5 protein-coding genes are annotated in these 6264 nt (G+C 68.6%); 1 reads left to right on the top strand and 4 read right to left on the bottom strand.

Translation table 11 applies throughout. The features are described 5' to 3' along the window. Positions 1-377: 377 nt before the first annotated feature. From tyrS to SD455_RS16450, 4 genes are all read right to left on the bottom strand, one after another. A complete protein-coding gene (tyrS, locus tag SD455_RS16435; RefSeq protein WP_445508728.1) occupies positions 378-1706 on the bottom strand; it encodes a tyrosine--tRNA ligase in 1329 nt (442 codons plus the stop codon). Between the two features lie 52 nt (positions 1707-1758). Then, positions 1759-4032 carry a HelD family protein gene (locus tag SD455_RS16440; RefSeq protein WP_445508729.1) on the bottom strand — a complete coding sequence of 758 codons (2274 nt, stop codon included), beginning with the start codon at positions 4030-4032 and terminating at the stop codon, positions 1759-1761. A 173-nt stretch (positions 4033-4205) separates the two neighbouring features. Beyond that, positions 4206-4910, bottom strand: a complete 705-nt coding sequence (locus SD455_RS16445; protein WP_083277365.1) for a DNA-3-methyladenine glycosylase — start codon at positions 4908-4910, stop codon at positions 4206-4208. Positions 4911-4935: 25 nt separating this feature from the next. Next, complete coding sequence (locus SD455_RS16450; protein ID WP_070159155.1) at positions 4936-5991, bottom strand: GTP-binding protein; 1056 nt, start codon at positions 5989-5991, stop codon at positions 4936-4938. A gap of 67 nt (positions 5992-6058) precedes the next feature. On the opposite strand from SD455_RS16450, the gene ykgO reads away from it, so the two are divergent. Beyond that, the gene (gene ykgO, locus SD455_RS16455; protein ID WP_070159154.1) at positions 6059-6181 is read left to right on the top strand and encodes a type B 50S ribosomal protein L36; all 123 of its coding nucleotides are present in this window, start codon (positions 6059-6061) and stop codon (positions 6179-6181) included. Positions 6182-6264 lie beyond the last annotated feature (83 nt).

A 6264-nucleotide genomic window follows, 5' to 3' on the forward strand; every position in this document is an offset into this window, starting at 1 on the left:
CAACTTTTCTATCCTAGAACATCTCGTTTCCGGCTGTCAAACCCGGTCCCGAGCCGCCCTCCGGACAGCAACTTCTCCATCTTACCCTATCCGTCTGACCCGTGCAACCTCGGTGTCTCACCGAACTCTCTGGGCCATCCTCAAGGATGAGCGTCAAGAAGCCCTGCGACGTGACCGCCACAGTGTGCTCTGCACCGGGTTTCTGCCTTTCGGCTGTCTTCCCTGTGCCCTGAGCACGAGTAGAAACTTTACACAGCACCTCGCCCCCGCGCAAACCGGATCGGGGGTGATGTGCGTCTCAGACGAGAACAGCCGCGGCGCCGGCGTCCGAAGGGACGTCCGGGCCGCGGCTGCCGTGCCGGTCTGGGTCTCGGTGATCAGTCGCCGTTCCGGCGCACGATGGCCAGATTCTTCTTGCCGCGACGCACCACCAGGTACCGGCCATGGAGCCAGAGCTCCGAACCGGCCGGGGTCTCGCCGTCGTCGACCTTGGTGTTGTTCACGTAGGCGCCGCCGTCCTTGACGGTGCGCCGTGCCTCGGACTTCGAGCTGACCAGACCGGTAGAGACCAGCGCCTCCACCACGGAAGCTGACTGCGGGTCGAGGTCTGCGACCGGCAGCTCAGCGGAGACCGCGCGCAGGGTCGGTTCGTCGATCTCGGCGATCTCCCCCTTGCCGAAGAGCGCTTCAGAGGCTGCAATGACCTTTCGGGTCGCCTCCTCCCCATGGACCAGCGTGGTCACATCCCATGCCAGAGTCCGCTGCGCCTCCCGGGTGAAGGGACGCTCCTGGACCTGCTGGGCCAGAGCTTCGATCTCCTCCCGCGTGCGGAAGGTGAAGACCTTGAGACGATCGATCACATCGGCGTCGGAGACGTTGAGCCAGTACTGGTAGAACGTGTACGGCGAGCACAGCTCGGCGTCGAGCCAGATGGCGTTGCCCTCCGACTTGCCGAGCTTCGTGCCGTCGGCATTGGTGATCAGCGGAGTGCCCAGTGCGTGCACCGGGGTGTTCTCCACGCGACGGACGAGCTCCGTGCCGGCGGTGATGTTGCCCCACTGGTCCGACCCTCCGAACTGCAGCGTGCAGTCGTATTCGCGGTACAGCTGCAGGTAGTCCAGACCCTGGAGGATCTGGTAGCTGAACTCCGTGTAGGAGATCCCCTCATCAGAGTTCAGCCGCTTGGCCACCAGGTCCTTCTTGATCATGCTGCCCACACGGAAGTACTTGCCGATGTCGCGCAGGAACTCGATGGCGCTGATCCCCTGAGTCCAGTCCAGGTTGTTCACCATCTGCGCAGCGTTCTCCCCCTCGAAGGAGATGTAGGGGCGCACCTGGTCCTGGATGCTGCGCACCCAGCCGGCCACAGTCTCCGGAGTGTTGAGCACCCGCTCCCCCGACTCGCGGGGGTCGCCGATGAGGCCGGTGGAGCCGCCGACGAGCGCCAGGGGCCGATGACCGGCCAGCTGGATGCGTCGCATCGTGAGCAGCTGCACCAGGTGACCCAGGTGCAGAGAAGCCGCCGTCGGATCGAATCCGCAGTAATAGGTGATGGGGTCCCCCGCGAGGGCCTCCTCCAGTGCAGATTCCTCCGTCGACACGTGCACCAGGCCGCGCCACTTCAGCTCCTGCCAGATGTTCTCGAAGCTGTCATCGTTGCGCTGGGTCTCCAGCGCCGCTGGGTTCTCCACGAGGTTCTTCTCCATCACAACTCGTACGGTAGCAGTGTCGGGCCCTGGTCCGGGGCCCGGTGTCGTCTCACCGCGCGTCGAACCCCGCCGGGAGCTCGCCCGAGTGCACGACGTGCAGCGACTGGGTGGGACGGGTGAGCGCCACATACAGGCTGCCGATCCTGCCCGCGGCCTCCTCGCACAGCTCGGCGGGCTCGACCACCACCACGGCGTCGAACTCCAGACCCTTGGCGTCATCGGCGGTGAGGACCACGATGTCCTGGCTCAGTGAGCCCGCGCCGTCGCCGACCCGTTCGCCGAAGCGTTCCCGCAGGGCGCGCCGGGCGGACGCGTGGAGCCGCTCCGGGACGATGGCCGCCACCAGGCCGTCTCCGACCTTGCCGAACTCGGCGTCGACGGCCTCCACCACCGCCGGCACCACGGCATCGTCCGCCACCTGGTCCACTGCGGGAGCATGGTCGCCCTCGCGGACCGTGCGCAGCGAGGTGATGTCCAGTCCTTCGGAGCGGGCCACGGCCTCGGCCAGATCCACGATCCGGCGCGGGGTCCGGTAGTTGACCGTGAGCTCCTCGACGCGCATCCGCTCGCCGACGAAAGGCTCCATGGCGGCCTGCCAACTCGTCGCCGCCGACGCCGAGGAACCCTGGGCGATGTCGCCGACCACGGTGAAGGATTTCAGGGGGCACCGCCGCATGAGCACATGCCACTGCATGGGTGAGAGCTCCTGGGCCTCATCGACCACGACATGGCCGTAGGTCCAGGTGCGGTCCACCTGGGCGCGCTCAGCAGCACTGAGGCGGGCGGCGGTCTCCTCGTTGAGGCTCACCACGTCCTCCGCGCTCAGGAAGCCTTCGATGCCCATCTCGGCCATCGCGGGGGTGGCGTTCTCCACGGCCTTGCGGGCGTCCTCGAGCTGCCGCTCCCGGGCGGCCTTCTGCCGAGCCTCCTCCCGTCCGGCGGACTCGTCGAGGTCGCCCAGCAGCTCGGCGGCCTCGTCGAGCAGCGGGACGTCGGCGACGGTGAACGGCTCCCCGGGTTCCCGCCGCAGCAGGTCCCGCTCGGTCCGGGTCAGCATCGGTGCGGCCGCCTCCAGATAGGCCGGCCGGCTCCACAGGTCCTCCAGCAGATTCTGCGGCGTCCGCGGCAGCCAGCAGAGGTTCAGCAGCACGCGCACGTCGCGGGCGGTGCGGACGTCCTCCACCAGATAGGAGCGGTCCGCCTCGTTGCCCTCGGACCGCTTGGCCAGGATGCGCTCGAGCTTCTCCGCGATGTCCTTGACCACGACCTTCACGAAGGTCGTCCGCGCCTCGTTGTAGGGCTTGCCGGTAGCCCGGGCCCGTTCCCGGGCGCGGTTGATCATCGCCGGGGTGACCGAGACCTTGACGCCGTCGACGTCCACCTCTCGCGGCTCCGCGATGGTGCGTTGACGCTGGGCCACGGCCGCACCGATGACCTCCGCCATCTGCAGCCGCCCCTTGATCTCAGCGACCCGGGAGTCCTGCTCCTCGACGCCGCGCACCCCGGGATACAGCTCAGCCACCGACGACATCACCACGCCGGTCTCGCCCAGCGAGGGCAGGACACGGTCGATGTAGGACATGAAGGTGGAGTTCGGCCCCACGATCAGCACCCCGGCGGACTTCAGCCGCTCCCGATGGCTGTACAGCAGATAGGCGGCCCGATGGAGGGCCACCGCAGTCTTCCCCGTCCCCGGCCCACCCTGGACCACCAGGACTCCCGGCAGGTCCGAGCGGATCACCCGGTCCTGCTCCGCCTGGATGGTGGCGACGATGTCGCCCATCTGACCGGTGCGCCGGGCGTTGAGCGCCGCGAGCAGAGCCCCGTCCCCGTGGTTCTCCGCCGTCTCCTCGAGCAGGTCTGGGTCCAGGACCTCATCCTCCACGCCCTGGACGTCCCGACGCCGCAGCATCAGGTGCCGGCGTCGTCGCACGCCCTGCCGATCGAAGGCGGTGGCCTGGTAGAAGACGCCGGACTCCGGGGCTCGCCAATCCAGCATGAGCCGCTGCCGCTCGGCGGTGGTCAGCCCGATGCGGCCGATGTACCGACAGTCGCCGCCGTCGAGATCCAGGCGCCCGAAGACGAGCCGATCGTCCACGGCGTTGAGCTGAGCCAGCCGATCCTCATACATGGTGGCGAAGGCGTCGCGCTCCGAGACGTTCTGCATGGTGCCCACCGCCCCGGTGCTGCGCACCTCGGAGAGCTGGGTCTCCTTCTCCTCGCGGAGCTCGTCGAGCCTGCGGTACAGCAGGCCCACGTACTCCCGCTCCTCCTCGACGCCGGCGTCGAGCGCCGGGACGGGGACCTCACCGTCGGTGGGCATGTCTCCGGAGGGCCCTCCGGAACGGCCGTTGCGCGCGGCCGGACGATCCGGGATGACCTCGGATGCGCTCGAGCTGGTCGTGTCACTCATCAAGCAGTACGGCTCTCATGTCTGAAACAGATGACCACCTATCCTACCCGCAAGAGGGTGAACAGGACATGACGGCGTCGCCGTCAGCTCTGCCGACGCTCCAGCACCTCCCGAGCGGGCACATCCCGACCCGGCCGGTAGGCCGAGACACTGGCTTCACCGGCCAGCCAGCAGCGCCAGGGGAACTCCGGGCCTCCGCCGACACCGGAGACGCCCACCCGCGGGCCCCAGAGCCTCTCGCCGACCGGCTCCCCGGGCGGCGAGAGGAGGAAAGCGACGTCTTCGGGGTCCGGATCCGCAGGCTGCGGCGCCTCGGGCGGCACCAGTGTCACCGGCGCGGCGTCCATGGTGAGCGTGATGCCCAGCCCTTGACCCAGACGCCCGGGCCCCGAGAGCAGCTTCACCCCGGTGTCCCGCCCCCGGCGCTCGACTGCGAGGCCGCGTCCGGCGAGCACCTCGCCGGCGCGCAGCAGCACTCCCCCGGCCGTGCCCTCGGGTCCGCAGGCCAGGTTCAGACAGCGATGGATCCCGTAGTTCAGGTAGACGTAGGTGCGCCGCGGAGGCCCGAACAGGGAGTCATTGCGGGCCGTGCGGCCGCGGAAGCTGTGCGCTCCGGGGTCCTCGCCCTGGTCACCGTAGGCCTCGACCTCAGTCAGCCGGACGGTGACAGCACCCTGTACGGTCACCACGGTCAGGCGGCAGCCCAGCAGGGCCGGAGCGAGCGCCGTGGCGTGCCCGTCGAAGAGCGTGTCAAGCTGATGAAGGTCCACGGCCGACCATTCTTCCATCCCGCACCTGTGGGACTCACCGTGCTCACAGATTCGGTGCGGTGCGCCAGTCCGGGAAGGGATCGGGGAAGGTGGACCAGGCCATGGGACCGGCCGCGAGCTCGTCGTCGTCCAGAGCCGCCTCGTCCAGGGCCGCGGTGAGCCTCCGGGTGTCCAGACCGAGCCCGACGACGGCGACGTCCTGCCCGAAGGCCAGCACTTCGTCCTCCTCCCGCATCTGGTGGTCGAAGCTCACCGGTTCCAGGGCGAATCCGGCCCCCACATGGTCCCACTGGGCGGTGACATGTGGCCGGGTCGCCAGTCGGCAGAACCCGGCGGAGCGCAGCACCTGCCCGGCGCCGCGTTCGAAGAAGAAGGTCTCCAGGACTGCATGCAGCCGGCCCGGGTGGAAAGGTCGCAGCTGGTCGTACCGCATCACCGTGACGTCCTCGGTGGTCACCTCCGGGGCGAAGTCCCCGTTGAGCTGGCAGATCCACCCGGCCCTCGTCTGCTCCTGGGAGTACTCCGTGCTCCGCCGAGGCCATCCGTTCGAGACGCCACCGTCGCGTCGCACCGTGGCCCGCGGACTCAGCGCGCTCAGCAGCGCCTCGAGCGTGCGGAGCCGGTGAGCCGGAAGGCCGGAGGTGTTGACCAGCACGATGTCCGAGGCGTATTCGATCTGCTGGACCATCAGTTCCGCCCGGGCCGCGTGGTGGGCCCCGTCCTGCAGCGGCACGAAGTCCTCCGCCTCCAGATCGTCGAGCAGATGCGCGGCGTCCACCACGCAGACCACGGCGGAGAGCCGAGTGGCCATGGTGGGGTCGGCCAGAAGGCCGATGATCTCCATGGCCGGCGTCTCCAGCGGGTGCTCGACCACCAGGCCCTGCGCCGCACGCATCCGGCCCAGGAGCGTCACCGCCTGATCGAGCACCTCCGGCTCGGCGCGCATCCTGCGCGCGGGCAGCAGCACCCGGTTCTCGGCGCGGGCCAGGCGCGCCGCGAGCTCCTGCCGCTCCGGTGCGCAGGCTCCGACGACGGCGACGACGTCCACCCGCCCTCCGATGCTCGCTCCCTGCGGCTCGTCCTCCGGCGTGATCTCCATTCGCGTCCTTCCAGGGTTGAAGCGTATGATCACTGCTAATGCTACTCATTATCACTAGGAGGATGCCATGAAGGTCCGAAAGTCCCTGCGCTCGCTGAAGAACAAGCCCGGCTCCCAGGTGGTGCGCCGCCGCGGCAAGACCTACGTCATCAACAAGAAGAACCCCCGCCTCAAGGCCCGCCAGGGCTGACAGCATGCCTAGGGCATGTCTGACAATTATGTAGCGCCCGTCCTGCGAGACTGAGTAGATGTCGAGGTTCCAGGTGCTCTCCG

The sequence above is a fragment of the Nesterenkonia sp. K-15-9-6 genome (assembly GCF_052656005.1).

Bases quoted from the DNA above. Each gene is read 5' to 3' on its own strand.
- tyrS (WP_445508728.1), bottom strand. From the start codon at position 1,706: ATGGAGAAGAACCTCGTGGAGAACCCAGCGGCGCTGGAGACCCAGCGC.
- SD455_RS16440 (WP_445508729.1), bottom strand. From the start codon at position 4,032: ATGCCCACCGACGGTGAGGTCCCCGTCCCGGCGCTCGACGCCGGCGTC.
- SD455_RS16445 (WP_083277365.1), bottom strand. From the start codon at position 4,910: ATGGAAGAATGGTCGGCCGTGGACCTTCATCAGCTTGACACGCTCTTC.
- SD455_RS16450 (WP_070159155.1), bottom strand. From the start codon at position 5,991: ATGGAGATCACGCCGGAGGACGAGCCGCAGGGAGCGAGCATCGGAGGG.
- ykgO (WP_070159154.1), top strand. From the start codon at position 6,059: ATGAAGGTCCGAAAGTCCCTGCGCTCGCTGAAGAACAAGCCCGGCTCC.